The sequence below is a fragment of the Paractinoplanes aksuensis genome, assembly GCF_024137025.1.
Lineage (GTDB): Bacteria > Actinomycetota > Actinomycetes > Mycobacteriales > Micromonosporaceae > Actinoplanes > Actinoplanes aksuensis.
This window is the reverse complement of the sequence record NZ_JAMYJR010000093.1, coordinates 1-1,004: the sequence shown is the minus strand read 5'-3', so window position 1 is coordinate 1,004 and position 1,004 is coordinate 1. Positions and strand designations below refer to the sequence as shown.

Below are 1,004 nucleotides of genomic sequence, written 5' to 3'. Positions count from 1 at the left end.
TCACCAGGAAGTATTCAGCCTTACCAGGTGGTCCTGGCAGATTCACAGCAGATTCTAGGAGTCCGCTGCTACTCGGGTGCTCTTCAACAGAGGCAATACATTTTCGTCTACCGGGCTCTCACCGTCTACGGCCAGCTTTCCCACACTGTTCGACTAACATAAGGCTTTGTAACTCTGCTAGCGCTTGTCAGAACGCTAAAGAAAAGTCCCACAACCCCCCACGTGCAACGCCTGACAGCTATCACACACGCAAGGTTTAGGCTCGATCCGCTTTCGCTCGCCACTACTCACGGAATCACGGTTGTTTTCTCTTCCTACCGGTACTGAGATGTTTCACTTCCCGGCGTTCCCCTCACATGCCCTATGTATTCAGGCACGGATGACACGACATGACTCGTGCCAGGTTTCCCCATTCGGACACCCTGGGATCACAGCTAGGTTGACAGCTCCCCCAGGCCTATCGCGGCCTCCCACGTCCTTCATCGGCTCCTGGTGCCAAGGCATCCACCGTTCGCCCTTGACAACTTAACCACAGAAAACAAGATGCTCGCGTCCACTGTGCAATTCTCAACCAACGACCAACCCACAACCCGATCAGACTCCCACCAGCACTGCACAAAGCAGTCGGTATGGGGGTCCAGGCGTGCCTGGCATTGAAGACCAACCAGCCCCCGTCAGGGAACTCCTGCGGCTTTCGCATCGCAGGCGCCGGGCTATGCCGGCTTCGGGTTGTTCTTTCAGATACCCAACAGGGTGCTATCTTGTGCGCCACTTCCAGCCGCACCAGCAGTTGTTCCGCCGAGAACTCGCGTTCTCGTGTACTGAGCCTGCCGGCCGTTGCCGGTCGTAACTAGCCAGTGTCTCCGCCTATGAGCACCCCGGTCTGGCATTCGCAGACCGCGGGCCACTGGATCGGTTTCCCGATCTAGTTGCTCCTTAGAAAGGAGGTGATCCAGCCGCACCTTCCGGTACGGCTACCTTGTTACGACTTCGTCCCAATCGCC

The 1,004-nt window shown here is 57.1% G+C and carries 2 rRNA genes; both read right to left on the bottom strand.

Annotated features, from left to right (window positions below):
• Positions 1–531, bottom strand: a 23S ribosomal RNA gene (locus tag M1L60_RS46700); the annotation flags it as partial.
• A 409-nt stretch (positions 532–940) separates the two neighbouring features.
• Positions 941–1,004, bottom strand: a 16S ribosomal RNA gene (locus tag M1L60_RS46695); the annotation flags it as partial.